The following is a 16,367-nucleotide window of genomic DNA, read 5'->3' as shown; positions in this document are numbered from 1 at the left end:
GCTAGCCGCCGACCGCCAACAGTATGCACACAACGTCAGATGGAGGGCAACCCAGGTTGACCCAGCTCACGCACAAGGCTCGCGCCGCCGCTTCGCCCGAGCAGCCACGGTTCCTTCTCTCCTTGCTCGGCTCCTTTCCGTGCGATCTCGGGTGCTGACAGTCCCCAGATGGGTCTGTATGTGCGGTGCCTGGGCCGCCGCGGTCGGCCTCGGCCGCAGCGTTGCTCGACGGGGCTGACCGTTACGATCGTCGCCTTCTGGCCCGCATCGCCCGTCGCTAGCCCCCGCTCCACTCGATTCCTCGCACGTCGGGACCTAGCCGGATGCTCAAATCTGCTGTCGACCATGCGGCGGGCAATGGTAGGGTTAGCAGCCATTAGATCCCCAGGCGGTCGGCCATCGCTGCGCCGCCTGTATGAAACCCCCGGGGAGCGGCAATTGCCGCTCCCCGTATTTCGTTTGGCCACGGGGCAGCCTGAGCGCTAGTGCTTCAAGGGGCCGTTCTCCTGACGTCCCCGCGCCTACCCCTGGGAGCCAAGATGCGACTCGGAACTCGTCTGTTCGTCGATTACTGGAACTTTCAGCTCAATTGGAACGAGCGCTCAAGTCGGGCCAACTGTGACTGGAAGGCTCTTCCACGCGTCTTGGTGCAAGAGGCTGGCAAGAGTCTCGAAGTAGCTGGAATCTCTGACTCCCTTGCGCTCGACGAGACACTCGTCTACGCGAGCGTCTCGTCGAGTGAAGGCAACCTCAGCCAGTGGCTCACCAGCTTCATTGACCGCCAACCCAGCTTTCGCGTCAAGCTGCGTGAGCGTCGCGTGCGAACGGGCGGCATCTGGTGCAACTCGTGCAAGACCCAGACCAGCGCGTGCCCCACGTGCGGGACGCCGTTCCGACGAGCTCCCGAGAAGGGCGTCGACGCCGCAATCGCGACGGATCTTCTGTCGTTGGCCTGGGAAGGCGCGCTTCAGGTAGCGGTGCTCGTCTCGGGAGACTCGGACTTCGTGCCTGCCGTCGAGCGAATCCAAGAAAAGGGACTCAAGGTTGTGAACGCAACGTGGCGCAACCACGGGAACGAGCTTGCACAGGCCTGCTGGGCCTCATTCCAGATGGATTCACTCATCCCGAGACTGATGCGCGACCAATGATCTGCTGATGTCCAGCCTGCGTTTGCTGCCGCTGGCTGAAGAGACGGCTGATCCGATAACGAGGGCGTTGGATTATCCTCGGGTCGTCGAACGGTTCGGTTAGTAGGCGCAATCGGCTCCTTGCCGTGAGATTCCGAGCCCTGACAGCCTTCTCAGCGGCCGTTCACGAAGCACTTCGGGCGTGCCGATCGCACACGCCTGTCGTCACTGCGCAACGAGCTGTGGCGGGCTTCTCCCTTGGAAGTAGTAATATTGCTACATATGAAGGCATCGACTGGAGCGGGAACGCAGATGACGAGCCGGGAGTTCAACCAGGCGACCGGCGACGCCAAGACAGCTGCCCGCCGCGGACCGGTCTTCGTGACGAACCGGGGCCAGCCGACTCACGTGCTGCTCACCTATGAGAACTACCGGCTTCTTGTCGGCGGCAGCCTGTCGCTGGTGGACCTGCTCGGCGCCACCCCCGGCGCAAGCGAGGTCGATCTGCCCCTGCCGGCGCGCGACGAGCTCGCACAGCCGGCAGAGCTCGGTTGATGTACGTGCTCGACACCAACGTGGTGTCCGAGCTGCGCCGTGCCCCATCCGGAAAGGCCGACGAGCAGGTTGTGAGCTGGGCGTCGCGGATCGAGCCGGCGCTGGCGTACATCTCGGCAGTGACCGACATGGAGCTTGAGATCGGCGTGCAGCTGGTCGAGCGTCGCGATCGCTCATCGGGCATGGTGCTGCGCCGATGGCTCGACAACGACGTTCATGCGGCGTTCGAGGGCCGCATCCTGGCGGTCGACGTCGAGGTCGCCCGCACCGCAGCAGCCTTGCACGTTCCCGACCCAGCTCCAGTCAGCGACGCCCTCATCGCGGCCACAGCCCTGGTCCACTCGATGAGCGTGGTGACACGCGACGCCAGCGGCTTCAGCCGATTCGACGGGCTGAACGTCATCAACCCATGGGTCGACGCCGGCTCCTAGGAGGGCGGTGCGACGCTGCTGCGGCAGCGCCACAGCGTGATGGGAAATAGTCCAATATGGACTAGTTTGGGTTGAGCGATGGTACTGACGGGGGTCTGATGCCTGCTGGAGAGACTGGAGCGGATCGGGTCTGGACGGTGTCCGAAGCGAAGGCGCGCCTGTCACACATTCTCCGCTGCGCCGAAGAAGACGGTCCCCAGCGCATCGGCACACGCAGAACGTTCGTGGTCGTTCCTGAGCACGTCTGGCGCGAACGGGCCGAACCTGAGGTGCACGTGGGGCGGTGGCTCGTCGAGACACTGCCCCGCGGTTACGAGCTGGAACTGCCGGATCGCCATTCGAGCCGGCCCACTCCGTTCATCGACGATGACGACGGCGGTGCCAGCGCTGGCGCTACGGGGCACGCTTCGTGAACGGCATCCTGCTCGACACCAACGTCGTCTCCGAGGCTGCTCGGCCAGAGCCCGACGCCAACGTCATGGCGTTCCTGTCGGGCGAACCGAACCTGTGGCTGTCTGCGATCGTGCTGCACGAGCTTGAGTACGGCATCGGGCTGATGGCTCCGGGCCGACGTCGCGATGCCATCGCCAGTGCCGTCCGCCAGCTCGCCTCGGTGGTGCGCCGGGTGGTGCCCGTGGGCCCCGCCGAAGCAGAGCACGCCGCCGAGTTGCGGGTACAGGCTCGGCGTGCGGGCCGCAGCCTCGATTTGGGCGATGCGCTCATCGCAGCCACTGCCGGTGTGCGACGGCTGGCCTTGGCCACGCGCAACGTCTCGCACTTCGAAGGCCTCGACCTCCGGCTGATCGACCCATGGGTCGACGCCGGCGCCTAGTCGGGCGGGGTGACGCTGCTGCTGCGGGCTATCCGCACCCGTGAGCCGTAGTTGAAGTCGTTGTCGGTGGTGCCGTCGGAGTGGTTGTCGCCGTAGCCGTCCACCACCGACCGCCCGCCGGTGTCAGTGCGCTGCACCCCGTCGGTCTGGTCGTCGCCGTCCACCGGGTCGCCGTCGGCGTCGGTGTCGAAGCCGTCAGCAATGTCCACGATGTCACGCGGCTGCGGCAGCGCCACAGCGTGGTTCGTCTCCACCTTGAACTCCACGACAGTCCGCGGACCGTCCCCGGTCACCTTCACGAACAGCGCCAGCGGCGTGCCCTGCGTGACGCCGTCGGGGTCGAACTCGCCGAGAATCGCACGCAGGTCGTCGAGATCGGTCTCGCTGTTGTCGCCCTGCACCGGTACCGCGGCCTTGTACCGCGCCAGCGTGTCATCGAGCAGGGCCGCCAGCAGCCGAGCGGCTTGGTCGGCGTTCATGCTCTCGATCCAGCCGTTGAAGTTCACACGGAAACCGGCCTTGGTGACACCCCCCACGAGCGCCTGGACGTCGTCGCCGTCGGCGCCCGCCTCGTCGCCGGTGGCGGGCAGCAGCTGGTGCTGGATCTTCGGGTTCGCCAGCTCGCAGGTGTCGGTGTTGTTGACGTACAGGTTGTCGACGATCACGTTGAACAGGCTGCTGACCACCGGGTGCGCCTCCAGAGCGGCGCTCACGTCGGAGAATCTCGGCTCGCCGTTGACGACGCGCACGAACACCTGCCGTGCCGAGACGCTGGCCAGCACCTCCACCTCGGGATCCTTGCTGCCGTCCCACGAGCTCGACCGGTCGGCCCGAACGGTCCACAGGTTGCCGTAGGCGCCAGCAGCAGCCCCGTCGGCCTTGGCCTGCAGCCACACCGCCGGGTTCGACGGGTTGTCCGACGCGCTCGGCGACGGAATGTTCGGGTCCACGAAGCGCAGCTCGGGCGGCGTCTCGAACCTGTGCGCCGAGGGCACGAGTGCCCGTGCCTGGGCCGTGTGGCTCAGTTCGCTCATCAGCACGCTGCTCACCCGCAGCTTGCTGACCGGCTGCACCGGCACCCCAGTGGTGACCTGGCTCTCGTTGCCCGCAGCGTCCACGATGGCGCCGCGATTCGCCCGGAAGCGGTCGTTGGCGCTCACGATGCCCTCGTTGACGTCCGGCGTAGCGGGGTCGTCCTGGAGGAAATAGCGGAATCGGGCGGTCGTGCGCTGCGCGCCAGGGGTGTCGAAGGCGATGCCTTCGGCGTGCAACTCGAAGAGTCCTGCCGTGCCCGAAGACGATGTCTGCTCGAACAGCGGCTTGCCGTCGGCATTGGTCAGGTTCTCAGCGAGCAGCCCCGCTTCGCTCAAGGCCGTGTCATCGGAGATCAGGCCCCACACAATGTTGTCGCCGACGATGGCGATGATGCGAAGCGACGGGCGCTGCCGGTCGACCGGCGCTGCGGGCACGGTGGCCGAGACGGGCTGCACCGTGCGGCGGTCGCCGTCGGCGCCCACCAGCACTGCCCCGGACACGATCGACACGGTGTCGCCTGCCTTCAGATTGCGCTCCAGCGTCACGGTGACCGTGTCGGGATCGCACGGTGCCTCGATCCCGGGGGCATCGCTTGCGATGTCGGCCGGCACGCCGTTGATCTGCAGGATGTCCTCGAGCTTGTTGCGCAGATTGGCGTTGTCGGCCCGGGAGATGTCGTCGCTGAAGTGCAGGTGCACCGTGTTCTGACCCCTGGCGTCGCCCAGGCCGGCATCTGCCTTGTCGGCCGAAGCGCTGATGGTGACCGTGAGCGCGTCGGCGGCGCCGGCCGCGGCAACAGCAGCAGCCATCACCGAGTCGCTCACCGCCGCAGTGCCGCCCACAGCCAGCACCCGCAGGTGCACCTTGTTGCCGGCCGAGTCCTCCTCAGGGGTCGCAGCCAGGTAGTCGCGCACCGAAGCGGGCAGCGTGCCGCCCACGGCGAGCATCGGCACGAGGCCGCCGCCGAGCTGGTCGGTGTCGTCGGCCAGCACCGGAACGGCCGAGATGCCGTCGGCCAGGCTGTCCTGGTTCACCAATGCCACCGTGTCCACCGAGACCGGCGACAGGTCGTCGGCACAGTCGCCGCCGATGGTCTCGGCAATCGCAACCGAGGTCGCGGCCGCAGAGTCGCCGCCGATGCGCTCCACCGTGTCCACGCCGGCATCGCGCAGCGCCTGCTCGACGGCAGCCGACACGCTGGCCTCGCCACCCACCATCACCACATGCTCGATGTCGTCCGACTCGATGTAGGCGAGCACTGCGTCCGCCAGCTCGTCGCCGGCCGTCAGCAGCACCGGCAGCTCGAGCCGGTTCGCCACCGGGCCGATCGCCACAGCATCGAACAGCCGCTCATCGGCGCCGTTCGCCAAGATCGCCGAGTTCTCATTGGTGCCGCACCACGACTCGCCCGACAGGTGCGACGCAATGGCCGCCGACGTGTCGTAGCGGGTGTCGCCGGCGATGCGCTCCACTGAGCCGACGCCGGCCAGCCCCTTGAGCTCGTCGATCACGCCGTCGCTGACGGCAGCGGTTCCGCCGAGCACGTGAATGGTGCCGATGCCGTAGTCGTCGAGGAAGTCGGCCACTGCGCTGTGCAGGCGGTCCGAGCGAGTCAACAGCACCGGCGCGTCCATGAAGCCGGCGAGGCCGGCTGCCGACACAGCATCCACCAGCGTTTCGCCCGATGCGATGAACGCATTCGACACCGAGCCGATGCCGCCGCGGTCATCGGCGAAGCGCTCTGCGAGCCTCAGCGCCGTCTGGTAGCGGTCGCTGCCGGCGAACTCACGCTCGCCATCGGCGGTGAGGTACTCGCCAGCGGTATTCGCGGCGTGGGCTGGGGTACCCGCTGTCACCGCCAGCACCGACGCGACGAGCATTGTCGCAAGGGCCACGGCAAGCGAGCGCCGGCCACGTGGACGGGGTCGCGTGGTCACAGTTCTGAGTTCTCTGCCTGACGTCAATGGGTTGGGGCCGCCGTGATGCGGCACCGACAGGAACCTTAGTTGTTCTAGTAGTACGAACTAGCAGAAACGAATACAACTCGTGCGGACACGCGAAGAGCCCCGGGGCGGATGCCCCGGGGCTCTTCTCAGTTTTGCTGTTCCGATCAGGCGGGCAAGCCGCCCGAGCGGTTTAGGTCAACTGTGCAGCTAGCTCCTACTCGGGTGCAGGAACGGCGCTGCTGGTGACGATGCGGATCTTCGAACCGTAGTTCCAGTCGTTATCGCCAGCGGCAGTGTCGCCGTAGCCGTTGGCCACCGAGTTGGAGTCCGTCCGGTCAATGGCAGTGGTGCTGGTGTCACTGTCAGTCGGCGTGCCGTCGGCGTTCTTGGCGAAGCCGTCGGGAATCTCGACGATGTCCCGCGCCTTCGGCAGAGCCGCAGCGTTGCCGGTGCTGATGTCGAACATGCCAGTCCGCGTCGGTCCGGCTGAAGCAGCCTTCACGAAGTCATCAGTCGTTGCAGTGAGCGCCGTCAGCAGGGCCGCCTGGTCAGCGACACCAGCGGCCGTCGCACGCTTCAGTGCGTCGGCCAGCACGTGCGTCATCAGCTGGGTGGACTGAGCAGCGGTGATGTCTTCGACGTAGCCGTTGAAGGTCACCCTGATGTTCGCCTGGGTGTTGCCACCGTCAAGAGTGGCGATGTCGTCACCGTCGCCTGCGTCTTCTGCAGTCGACACTGGCAGCAGCGCATGCATCAGCTTGTGGTTCGCAGCCTTGCAGGTGTCCGTGTTGTCGTCGAGGTACGAGTTGTCCACGAGGACGTTGAACAGGCTGTTAACCGTCGCGTTGCCCTCCAGGGCAGCCTTCAGGTCAGAGAACGTCGGCTCGCCGTTGACGATCCGCACCACGATCCGACGGTCCTTGGTGCTGATGAAGACGTCGATGTCGGCGTCCTTCTTCATGTCCCAAGTGCTCGCCCTGTCTGCACGGATGGTCCAGCCGTTGCCGAACGCACCAGCCGCGGCGCCGTCCTCCTTGGCCTGCAGCCACACAGCCTCATTGCCCTGCGCCTGCGTAACACTGCGCCCCGTCGCCTGATCGGGAGCGGTAGCGCCCTGATGCGCCGACGGGATCGGTGCGATGGCCTGAGCGTTGTGCTTCAGGTTGCTCATCTGCACGCTGCTCACTCGCAGCTGGCTGACAGGCGACACGGGCACGCCCGTGGTGACCTGGCTCTCGTTCTCGGAGGCGTCCTCGATAGCTCCACGGTTGGCCCGGAAGCGATCGCTGGAGTCGATCGTGCCGACCTGGGTGCCGTCCCTGTTCGGGTCGTCGCCGAGGGTGAACGTCAGCAGCGAAGTCTTCGGAGCCGCAGTTCCGTCCGTCGGGAACGTCGCACTCGAGGTATAGCTCACGATGCCGACATCGCCAGCGGTCACCTCGAAGAGGTCCGACAGAGCAGTACCGGTCAGTGCTGTTGAAGACAACATTGCTGTCTCGGCCAGCGCCGTATCGTCGGACACCAGGCCGTACAGCTCGGTGTGGCCGATGATGGCCACGATCCGGATCGTCGGACGCTGGTTGTCGACCGCAGCCGCAGGCACCGTGGCCGACGTGGGCTGCACGGGCCGGCGGTCGCCGTCGGCGCCCACCAGTACCGCGCCCTCCACGATGGAGACCACGTCGCCAGCCTTCAGCGTGCGCTCCAGCGTCACCGTCACGGTGTCGGGATCGCACGGCGCAGCGGTGCCGGGGGCATCGGCTGCCACGTCAGCAGGCACGCCGTTGATCTGCAGCACATCCTCGAGCTTGTTGCGAAGGTTCGCATCCGTAGCACGCGAGATGTCGTCGCTGAAGTGCAGGTGGATCATGGTGCCACCGCGGGACGCTGCCAGACCTGCGTCGGCCTTGTCGGCCGCACCGCTGATCGTGACGGTCAGCGCGTCAGCCGAGGCAGCAGCGTCGACCGCTGCTGACATGACCGCGTCGCTTACCGCAGCGGTTCCGCCGACGGCCAGCACCCGCAGGTGGACCTTGTTGCCAGCGCCGTCTTCCTCAGGCGTCGCCGCCAGGTAGTCACGCACCGAAGCAGGCAGGCTGTCGCCGACCGCAAGGATCGGGATCAGACCGCCGCCAAGCTGGTCGCCGTCGTCAGCGAGCACCGGAGCGGCCGGGATGCCGTCGATCACGCTGTCGCTGTTGATCAGCGCCACCGTGTTGCCCGACACCGGCGACAGGTCGTCGGCGCAGTCGCCGCCGATCACGCCAGCGATCGCGACCGAGACTGCAGCGGCAGAGTCGCCACCGATCCGCTCGACCGTGTCCACACCGGCGTTGCCCAGCGCGGTCATGACGTCAGCAGACACGCTGTCTTCGCCACCGACCACAACTGCATGCTCGACATCTTCGGACTCGATGTAGCTGACCACTGCGTCGACGAGAGAGTCGCCAGCAGTCAGCAGCACCGGAAGCTCGAGCCGGTTGGCCACCGGGCCGATCGCCACAGCGTTGAACAGATCCTCATCGGAGCCGTTCACGATGATCGCGGAGTTCTCGTTGGTGCCGCACCACGACTCACCCGACAGGTTCGACGCAATAGCAGCCGAAGTGTCATAACGGGTGTCGCCCGAGATGCGGGTCACCGTCGGGCTGTGGGCCAGACCCTTCAGGGCATCTTCCACTGCGCCGCTGACGGCTGCCTCGCCGCCGAGCACGTAGAGGTTGCCGATGCCGTAGTCCTCGAGGTAGTCGGCAACGCCGCCATGCAGGCTGCCCGACTGCGTCAACAGGACTGGGGCGTCCATGAAGCCCGCAAGACCGGAGACCGACACGGCGTCTACCAGCGACTCGCCCGATGCGATGAACGCAGCTGAGACCGAGCCGATGCCGCCGCGGTCGTCCGCGAAGCGGGTGGCGAGCTTCAGCGCCGTCTGGTAGCGGTCGCTACCGGCGAACTCACGCTCGCCTTCGACGAGATACTCGCCAGATGTGTTTGCGGCCTGGGCTGGGGATCCCGCTACGACCGCTAGCACCGACGCCATGAGCATCGCCGCCAGGATCGCTGCGAGGGAACGCCTGCCCCGCCGCTTCGTTCGGATAGTCAAGGTTCCTTTTCTCCTTGTTCCTCGCATCGCTGCGCCCGTCGATATGAGGAACTTCGAATGTCGCAGGTCAACAAATCACCTAACCGATTGCCCAAAACCGATTCGTTCCCTAGACGGCGTCTTGTTCCCCATATTCGAGGGGCACAGTGGGGAACCCGAGAGGCGCACACGTGGCACAGCCAGGCAGACTCAGCCCAGCCGAGATCGGGCGCGCGCTTCCCGGCAAGCACGCCGACGGAGGCGGGCTCACGCTCGTGGTCAAGCCGTCGGGCAGCCGCTCATGGGTCGCCCGGGTCACCGCCGACGGCAAGCGCCGCGACATCGGGCTCGGCGCCTACCCGGCAGTCAGCCTCGACGAGGCCCGCCGGCGCACCGCCGAGCTGCGGGCCCGCGCCCAGCTCGTCAACGGCCGTGCGGTGCCCGACCCCGGCAGCCAGGTCGTCGCCGTGCCCACCTTCGCCCAAGCCGCAGCCTCGGTGCATGCGCTCAACGCGCCCCGCTGGCGCAACGAGCGCCACTCCCGTGAATGGCTCGACTCGCTTCACCGCCACGCCGAGTCGCTGCTGGAGCTCCCGGTCGACCACATCACACGGGCCCATGTGCTCGAGGTGCTGCATCCCATCTGGCACGACAAGCCCGAGACGGCCCGGCGGGTGCGCCAGCGCATCCGCACTGTTCTCTCTTATGCGATGGCGCTGCACGAGCACATCGGGTCGAACGCGGCCGGCGACGGCATCGACGCCGCGCTGCCGCCCATGCCGCGCATCCGCAACCACCAGCGGGCACTGCACTACCGAGACGTGCGCCAAGCGCTGCGGCAGGTGGCTGCCTCCAACTCCTCAGAGGCAGCCCGGCTCTGCCTGCGGTTCCTGGTGCTCACCGCCGTGCGCTCTGCCGAGGCCCGCGGCGCCCGCTGGAGCGAGATAGAGGAAGCCGATGCCGCCTGGCGCATCCCCGGCGAGCGCATGAAGTCGGGCACCGAGCACCGTGTTCCCCTCAGCCAGCAAGCGCTCGAGGTGCTCGACGCCGCCCGCGAGCTCAATGACGACTCGGGCCTGGTGTTCCCCTCGCCGCTCAAGCCCGGCCATCCGCTGAGCTGGCAGACCTTGCTGAAGCTGCTGCGCACCAACGAGCTCGACTGCACCGTGCACGGGTTCCGCTCGTCGTTCAAGACGTGGACCATCGAGGCCACCACCACGCCGTGGGCAGTAGGCGAGGCGGCGCTCGCCCACGTGGTGGGCAACAGCACCGAAGCCGCCTACGTCCGCGGCGACCTGTTCGAACAACGCCGCAAGCTCATGGCCGCCTGGGCCAACTTCGTAGCCCCCCGCCCCCGATCCTCCTGAGACTGCCAACGGCGACGCCGGCCAGCCAAGCCGACGCCAATTGCAGCAATCAACAAAACAACATGAAATTCATTTTTCGAATTGAGAGAGGCTCCCTACTGTCCACAGCGGATCGCTGCAGAAAGGAATCCGCTGTGTCTGAACAAGATCGTTCCCGCCTCTACGCTTGGTGGTGCGAGCAGGCCGACGAGTCGCTCGCCGAATACGTCATGTCCTGTCTGAGCCCTGTGCCGCTGCCCGATCTCGCCACCAAGAGCGACATCGCGCGTCTCGATACCGCGTTCGAGCGTCTCGATACCAAGTTCGAGCGGCTCGTCGATGCCCGCGAGGCCGACCGCAAGGAAGCGCGGCACCAGTTCCGCTGGCTGGCCGGAATCGGCGTGTCGATCCTCGGCGTCGTGGTAGGGCTCGGCATTTTCTCGTAGCGCTCGTCGGCACAGCCCCGACTCCAGCGCGCAGCCACACGGCCCATCGACGCTCGACGCCCTCGGCGTGATCGGCTGAGCGCTCCGCAGGGTCCACAGCATTCGCGATCTTCGCCGCCGAGCGCCCGGTCGACACCGCTGGAAGCACCGGTCGCGGCGGCTCGAAAATCGGCCGAAATTTCCCCTATGACGCGGCAGCGAAGGTCGTTACACTGGACCTGTTCCGTGTACCTCGCGTAGGCGGGACACCAGGTGGGGCTCACCGGGTGCGAATGTGCCGAGGTGAGCCCTTCAACCGGTCGGCGCTGTCACAAACCGCGACGACGCGGGGTTTGACAATGCAGAGCGGGAGCATCTCCCGTTGCACAGAACAAGGAGAAACATAACCTTGACTACCTATTCGAAGCGGCGTGGCAGGCGTTCCCTGGCTGCGATCGTGGCGGCGATGCTGATGGCGTCGGTGCTGGCGGTCGTAGCAGGAAGCCCTGCTCAGGCCGCAAACACGGCCTTCGAGGTGAAGGTCGACACGGACAACGACAACGTGCCTGATGCACGTGAGTTCGCTGGTCAGGATCGTTATGACACGGCTTTGCGGGTGGCGAAGAACTTCGCTACCTCCAAGGGCGGTCTGGGCGCTGTTCCGGTGGCGTTCGTGGCGTCGGGCAACACGTTGGTCGATTCGATCTCGGTTGCCGGTTTCGCCGGCTATGCCGACGCTCCGATCCTGCTGACCCCCACGGGCAGCCTGCACGGCGGCGTCGCTGATTTCATCGAGGACTACGGCGTCGACACGGTCTACGTGCTGGGCGGCACGGCTGCGGTGGACGACGCGACGCTCACTGCGATCGAGGGCCTGAACAACAAGCCCATGGTGACGCGCATCGGGGGCACTGACCGCTATGAGACGGCCGCGAACCTTGCGGGCAAGATCGATTCGGTGTCGTCGTGGTGCGGCACCGACGCGGCGTCTGCTGTGCTGATCAACGGCGGCACCGACATGCTCGCCTACGGCGTGGCGGTGCAGACCGCCGTGTACCGGATGCAGCTTCCGCTGCTGATGACCGCTGCTGATGAGCTGCCTGACGCGACGGCTGAGTTCATCTCTGAGAACGACATCGAGCATGTGCAGATCATCGGCAGCACCGACATCGTGTCTGCTGGGGTTGCCTCGGCTTTGACCACATTGGGCGTGGACACGGTGGCCCGTGTCGACGGCGCGTCGGCTTCGGCGGTGTCGGTGGAGCTGGCCAAGATGGCCAACGACGGCTGCAAGGACACATTGGGACTGGTGTCCGCCGATCGGGTCGCGCTCGTGCGCGGCAATCCCGACGGCGTGGTCGCCGCCCCGGTGCTGGCCACGAGCCTGACCGGCGGGTTCATGGTGACCCCGCTGGTGGTCAACGAGCCGATGGGCGACGCCAACAGCCTGCCCGCGTCGGTGCGCGACTACCTCGCTGCGACGCCCAAGAACATCGGCGCCGACAAGCTGAACCTGGGCATCGTCGCCATCGGCGGCACCGCTGCGGTCAGCCAGGCCACCATGGACGCCGCCATCGAAGCGGCTGCTTCGTCGGGTGCGCTCACCGTGGCGATCGGCGCCAACAGCGACACCAACAAGGACAAGGCCATCAACCAGGACGACCCGGTGCGGCCCGACACCACTACGACGATCCTCGTCGATGCCACGACACCGGCGAGTTCGACTGGTCCGGTGTTCACGCTGTACTTCAGCGACGACGTCGAGCCTGACCTGGCGAAGCTGCAGGATCTCATCGAGATCAACGGCGTGCCCGCTGTCGTCTCCCACGTGGCGTCGAGCAACACCGGCGGCGCGTGCGACAAGCGCCGGATCGACGTCACGCTCGGCCAGCCGCTCAAGGGCGGCGACACGATCTCGGTCGTTTCGTCGACCGCCAAGTTCGGCACCGGCAAGGACCAGCGCACTGTTGCGCCGACCTCGGAGACCGTGATGGCTGCCCCGCCGGACCGTGCACGTCCGACGATCTCGATCGTCGGCATCGCGGGTGCGAGGGAGCCCAGGAGCCTGTTCAACGTCAGCTTCTCCGACAACGTCATGATTGCGGGCACCGCGGTGCTCGCCACCAATGAGGTGAGGCTCGTTCCGGGGCCTGGTGCTGCTGCGGACCCGGCTCCGGCGGTGGATCACACTGCCGGTGCGGCCACTGCGACGGTCACCATCAACCGCCCCTTGGAGCCCGGTGACCGGCTGGTCATCAGCCCGGGTGCTGTTGCTGACACGTCGGGCAACGTGAGCGCCGGGACTTCCGGCACGGCGATCAAGGCGCAGGCCAGCCCGAAGATCAGCTCGATCCTGATGAGCAATCTCAAGCACTCCGCGAGAGCCTCGTGGACAGTGCCCGAGACACTCGTGGCAGGCGCAGCCGAGGTCAACGACGACGAGATCGTGATCACCGCGAAGCCCGGCGGCGACGCCGACGGCGCTGCGGGCAACGGCTGGACGATGGTGTTCGACCGGGCCAGCACCTACAGCGCCCAGAAGCCGCTGGACATCGACGTGCGCGTCGACACCAAGGGCCAGCGGGTCACGGTGCGGTTCAACAACGGTCCCGTCACGGCCACCCTGGGCGACCTGCTCGCCGCGTTGAAGGCGAACGCCGCCTTCGACGCACGGTTCACCGCAGGCTTCGGAGACTGCGAGAACGGCGACCCCAAGGTGCGACTGGGCTTGCTCACGGTTCGGAACCAGTCGGTTGCCGCCAGCGGTACCGGGCGTACGCAGTTCGCCATCGAGGTGAACTTCAACGCCTTCGTCGACGTCGTCACCAACGACGAACTGCTGGCCGACATCCTGGCGCCGGCTGCGGTGCGCACCCGGCCGACTGCGGCCGAGACGCTCGCAGCGGGCATCACCCGGATCCGCACGGCACCGACCGCCGATACAGCCGACGGCGGTCTCAGGATCGTCGACGACCTCTCCGCCGACACCCCGGCGCTGACCGAGACAGTGGTCACGGCCACGCCTCCGACGCGCAAGGTGCGGTATGAGATGGAGACAGCGCTGGTGAAGAACCTGCCGATGGCACGCGATCTCGTGCAGACCGCGGCAGGCACCGGCGGCGGCACCGCGGTCACCGGTCCTCCGGCGATCGCAGCGTTCCCGGCGGTGCCAGCAGTCGCTACCGGCTACGCCGTTGACGCTGTGACAGGGGCCGACAACACCGGCGCACAGGACAAGGTTGATGAGAACTTCAACGCTTCCTCGCAGGTGCGGATCGCTGTCTCGAGCAGCGTCAAGACTCCCTAGGAGTCAGACCCACAGTTGACCTGAACCGGCCAAGCGGCCCGCCCGCCTGACCGGCAAAGACCAACAGCGAAAGAGCCCCGGGGCACCCGCCCCGGGGCTCTTCGCGTCTGCGAGGTGTTGTTTGGACTAGGGGGTGATGGTGGTCGCGGAGGCAACGGCGGTGCCGTGGGGTCGTTGGTGGTTGTAGCCCGAGGCGGTGATCACGATCAGGTCGGAGGGTGGTCCGACGCGGTCGGTGTCGGTCTTGGCGGCGAGTCGCTGCAGTGATGTCGCTGTGCTGTCGATGCTTTGAGTGCTGCCGAGCTTCGCTTCGAGAGCCACCCAACGCATCGTCGCCAGCGCGCTCGGCCGTGAGGGCACGTGTTCCCGCGCGAGGAGAAGATTATAAAATCTTCTATCCGCAATAGAAAAAATGCTGTATTCGATGAGAAGATATTGAAATCTTCTCCAAGAACCCCCGAAAATGCGAGTTATGGGCAGAAGATTATAGAATCTTCTGCTCATTGGCTAGAGTGGCAAGCATGGCGCGGCCGCAACCCCAGCTCGCAGACATCGCCGACGATCTCGCAGCCGGCCAGTTCTGGGACCTGTTCGGCGAGGTCGAACACGAAACCCTTGACTTCAAGGGCGGGCCCGGGGACAGCTTCAAGGAGTTGCTTCCCGCCATGGCCATGACCGACGGCGGGTTGGTGATCCTCGGCGTGAGCGATACCGGCGGCGTGCGCGAGATCACCGGCTGCTCGCTGAGCCAGCGTGTGCAGGACAGCATCACCCGATATGCCAACCAGTGCGATGTCCCCGTCGGGCTCAAGCCGTTCCGTGTCGACGGTGTGGAGCTCATTGCTGTGATGGTCCCCCAGGTCAGCGACCGCATCGTCACCACGCCCGATGGACGGCTGCTTCGCCGCGTCGGCGGCGACTCGCAACCGCTGGTGGGTGACGCGCTCGCTTCGTTCGTCCGGGACCGATCTCGCCGCTCGGCAGAAGAGGAGCCGTTGAACCGCCGGTTCGACCCGGCCGACTTCGACGTCGAGCTCGTCAACTCGGCGCTGGCGCGCAACGGGCGCCCTGCTGTGGTCGGGGCAGATCTCGACAGCGCACTCGTCGATCTGCACCTCGCCGAGCGAGCCTCCAGCGCTGCGGCCGGCGGCGATATCGAGGTGACGACCGCTGCAGCGGTTCTCTTCGCACGCGACCCGCGCCAGTTCGTGCCTGGTGCAGCGGTGCAGCTCGTGCGCCGAGCAGGGATCGGCCCGATTGCGGGCCCCACCTCCGACCATCACGAGTGCTGGGGGCCGTTGGAGGTCGTCTTCGGCTGCTGCGTCGAGTTCATCGACAGGCACACCCGCACCTACGAAGCGGTGTCGGGCCTGTTTCGCGAGCCCATCCCGGAGTACCCCCATGCTGTGGTGCGCGAGGCGCTGCTGAACGCGCTCGCGCACCGCGACTACGGCCGGGTGGGAACCACGATCGACGTCACCGTGTGGGACGACCGAATCGAGATTCGCAGCCCCGGCCCGCTCGCCGGCCACATCACGGTCGACAACATGCGACTCGAGCACTTCAGCCGCAACCGCCGTCTGATGAGGACGCTGCGCAGCATGGGCTTCGTGGAGGAGTACGGCGAGGGAGTCGACCGCATGTTCCAAGAGATGGAATCGCGCTTGATGCGTCCTCCCGAATTCGCCGCCGAATCCGATTCGCTCACCGTGACATTGCGCAACCAGTTCCTGATCGATCTCGACGAGCAGGCATGGCTGCTCGCGCTGGATCCATGGGCGGGCTCAGCTGCGCAGCGCCGCGTGCTCGTCGAGCTACGACGCCGCGGCGAAGCCGCCAAACGGCACCTCGCCGACGTGCTCCCCAGCATCGACGTGGACGCCCTGCTCGACGAGATGCGCTTACACGGACTCATCGAACGCGTGGGTCGCGCCGGCGGCACGCAGTACCGGCTGTCGGACGAACTCATCAGACGCGCCGGGGTGCCGGCCCGAGACAAGGCGCACGAGCGCACCGTCAGGCTGCTACGGGAAATCGAACGCCTCGGCAGCATCTCCACCGCAGAAGCGGCGAGCCTGCTCGACGTCGACCGGGCAGTGGCCCGCAAGATCCTCAACAACCTGGCCGCGGCGGGCAAAGCTCGCCCGGTTGGCAAAACACGTGCACGCCGCTACTTCCCAGTCGTCAATACGCAGAGCTGACCGGCGGAAGTTGGCGCCGACACCGCGGGCGATGGACGACCGCCGCCATGACCACACCGGGCGACACAACTGCCGCACAC

General features: G+C 66.6%; 12 protein-coding genes. 9 read left to right on the top strand and 3 right to left on the bottom strand.

All coding sequences use genetic code 11. The features are described 5' to 3' along the window. Positions 1-539 precede the first annotated feature (539 nt). From ACOGXD_RS05075 to ACOGXD_RS05055, 5 genes are all read left to right on the top strand, one after another. The gene (locus ACOGXD_RS05075; protein WP_419916824.1) at positions 540-1,148 is read left to right on the top strand and encodes an NYN domain-containing protein; all 609 of its coding nucleotides are present in this window, start codon (positions 540-542) and stop codon (positions 1,146-1,148) included. A gap of 261 nt (positions 1,149-1,409) precedes the next feature. Then, positions 1,410-1,682, top strand: coding sequence for a prevent-host-death protein (locus ACOGXD_RS05070; protein WP_419916823.1), 273 nt, complete (start codon positions 1,410-1,412; stop codon positions 1,680-1,682). Beyond that, complete coding sequence (locus tag ACOGXD_RS05065) at positions 1,682-2,113, top strand: type II toxin-antitoxin system VapC family toxin (protein WP_419916822.1); 432 nt, start codon at positions 1,682-1,684, stop codon at positions 2,111-2,113. The genes ACOGXD_RS05070 and ACOGXD_RS05065 overlap by 1 nt, the downstream gene beginning before the upstream one ends. A gap of 98 nt (positions 2,114-2,211) precedes the next feature. Continuing rightward, positions 2,212-2,526, top strand: coding sequence for a type II toxin-antitoxin system prevent-host-death family antitoxin (locus ACOGXD_RS05060; RefSeq protein WP_419916821.1), 315 nt, complete (start codon positions 2,212-2,214; stop codon positions 2,524-2,526). Further along, on the top strand, positions 2,523-2,945 hold the full coding sequence (locus ACOGXD_RS05055; protein WP_419916820.1) for a PIN domain-containing protein: 423 nt from the start codon (positions 2,523-2,525) through the stop codon (positions 2,943-2,945). The genes ACOGXD_RS05060 and ACOGXD_RS05055 overlap by 4 nt, the downstream gene beginning before the upstream one ends. On the opposite strand, the gene ACOGXD_RS05050 is transcribed toward ACOGXD_RS05055, so the two are convergent. After that, positions 2,942-5,875, bottom strand: coding sequence for a cell wall-binding repeat-containing protein (locus tag ACOGXD_RS05050; protein WP_419916819.1), 2,934 nt, complete (start codon positions 5,873-5,875; stop codon positions 2,942-2,944). The two genes, ACOGXD_RS05055 and ACOGXD_RS05050, sit on opposite strands and share 4 nt — an antisense overlap. A 265-nt stretch (positions 5,876-6,140) precedes the next feature. Continuing rightward, on the bottom strand, positions 6,141-9,029 hold the full coding sequence (locus tag ACOGXD_RS05045) for a cell wall-binding repeat-containing protein (RefSeq protein WP_419916818.1): 2,889 nt from the start codon (positions 9,027-9,029) through the stop codon (positions 6,141-6,143). 170 nt (positions 9,030-9,199) lie between these two features. Between ACOGXD_RS05045 and ACOGXD_RS05040 the strand changes: the two genes are divergently transcribed. The 3 genes from ACOGXD_RS05040 to ACOGXD_RS05030 all read left to right on the top strand — a co-directional run bounded on the left by ACOGXD_RS05040 (position 9,200) and on the right by ACOGXD_RS05030 (position 14,086). Then, positions 9,200-10,375 (top strand): tyrosine-type recombinase/integrase, encoded by a 1,176-nt coding sequence (locus ACOGXD_RS05040; protein ID WP_419916817.1) that lies wholly within the window; start codon positions 9,200-9,202, stop codon positions 10,373-10,375. A 134-nt stretch (positions 10,376-10,509) separates the two neighbouring features. Next, positions 10,510-10,800 carry a hypothetical protein gene (locus ACOGXD_RS05035; RefSeq protein ID WP_419916816.1) on the top strand — a complete coding sequence of 97 codons (291 nt, stop codon included), beginning with the start codon at positions 10,510-10,512 and terminating at the stop codon, positions 10,798-10,800. A gap of 388 nt (positions 10,801-11,188) precedes the next feature. Continuing rightward, positions 11,189-14,086, top strand: coding sequence for a cell wall-binding repeat-containing protein (locus ACOGXD_RS05030; protein ID WP_419916815.1), 2,898 nt, complete (start codon positions 11,189-11,191; stop codon positions 14,084-14,086). 126 nt (positions 14,087-14,212) lie between these two features. Here the strand turns inward: ACOGXD_RS05030 and ACOGXD_RS05025 are convergent, their stop codons facing one another. Beyond that, positions 14,213-14,407, bottom strand: coding sequence for a hypothetical protein (locus ACOGXD_RS05025; protein WP_419916814.1), 195 nt, complete (start codon positions 14,405-14,407; stop codon positions 14,213-14,215). A gap of 200 nt (positions 14,408-14,607) precedes the next feature. On the opposite strand from ACOGXD_RS05025, the gene ACOGXD_RS05020 reads away from it, so the two are divergent. Further along, entirely contained in the window at positions 14,608-16,287 is a 1,680-nt protein-coding gene (locus ACOGXD_RS05020) for an ATP-binding protein (protein WP_419916813.1), read from the top strand. The last annotated feature ends 80 nt before the right edge of the window (positions 16,288-16,367 follow it).

Source organism: Candidatus Poriferisodalis sp. (genome assembly GCF_965204125.1).
Lineage (GTDB): Bacteria > Actinomycetota > Acidimicrobiia > Acidimicrobiales > Poriferisodalaceae > Poriferisodalis.
This window is presented reverse-complemented; position numbering and strand designations above follow the sequence as displayed.

Excerpts from the sequence above, each read along its gene's own strand:
- ACOGXD_RS05075 (WP_419916824.1), top strand. The coding sequence starts at position 540 with ATGCGACTCGGAACTCGTCTGTTCGTCGATTACTGGAACTTTCAGCTC.
- ACOGXD_RS05070 (WP_419916823.1), top strand. The coding sequence starts at position 1,410 with ATGAAGGCATCGACTGGAGCGGGAACGCAGATGACGAGCCGGGAGTTC.
- ACOGXD_RS05065 (WP_419916822.1), top strand. The coding sequence starts at position 1,682 with ATGTACGTGCTCGACACCAACGTGGTGTCCGAGCTGCGCCGTGCCCCA.
- ACOGXD_RS05060 (WP_419916821.1), top strand. The coding sequence starts at position 2,212 with ATGCCTGCTGGAGAGACTGGAGCGGATCGGGTCTGGACGGTGTCCGAA.
- ACOGXD_RS05020 (WP_419916813.1), top strand. The coding sequence starts at position 14,608 with ATGGCGCGGCCGCAACCCCAGCTCGCAGACATCGCCGACGATCTCGCA.